The organism is Tsukamurella pseudospumae (genome assembly GCF_001575195.1).
Classification (GTDB): domain Bacteria; phylum Actinomycetota; class Actinomycetes; order Mycobacteriales; family Mycobacteriaceae; genus Tsukamurella; species Tsukamurella pseudospumae.
Genome location: NZ_LSRF01000106.1, coordinates 1 through 686 on the forward strand (window position 1 = coordinate 1; position 686 = coordinate 686).

At 73.3% G+C, this 686-nt stretch carries 1 protein-coding gene; it reads left to right on the forward strand.

Annotated features, from left to right (window positions below):
* Positions 1-189 precede the first annotated feature (189 nt).
* Positions 190-686, forward strand: a 497-nt coding sequence (gene ligD, locus AXK60_RS25345; RefSeq protein ID WP_483368398.1) for a non-homologous end-joining DNA ligase LigD, incomplete at its 3' end; no start/stop codon positions are given.

Here is a 686-nt window from a genome sequence, read left to right on the forward strand (position 1 = left end):
GCGACTGCGCGGCCGCGTCGGCGTGCCGCCTGCTGTCGGCGGCCCTCCGTGCTGACGACCGCAGCTGATACCCAGACGCTCGCGCAGTGGTGGCGGCGGTGGTCGCCCCGGCGCACTGTGCGGGTTGATCCGGACGCGGTGCATGAGTACCGATCGGCGCCGTGGCCGGCGCCCACGGATACACCGTTCGTGGCGCCGACCGCGTGCTATCTCGCCGGCCGCGATGGCCGGTATCGGCTTCTCGCGTTTGATCTCGATGCAGGTAGGTACGGCGCGGATGCGGTGGTCACCGATGCTGCGATCCTGGCGCGTGTGCTCGACGAGCTCGACGTGCCGCACCTCGTGGTGCGCTCGGGCCCGACGGGAGGCATGCACGTGTGGGTCCGCCTCGAGGACGCCGGTATCGAGGCGGCCGTCGTCGACGAGCTCGCGCGCGCGATCGCCGCGCACCTTCCGACCCTCGATCTGTCACCGCTGACCAACGCTGACACTGGCTGTGTACGCATCCCGGGATCTCCACACCGCGCCGGCGGCGCCGCCGTGCCCTCCGTGCTGGGCGACGAGCTGGCGGCCGTCCTGGCACGGATGGAGCGGCGGCCGGCGCCGGCGGAAGTGGTGGAGTGGTTGCATGCGCGGTTCCCGACGCGGGAGCGTCCGCTGCCGACCGCCGGYGCCGCCGCCGGCAC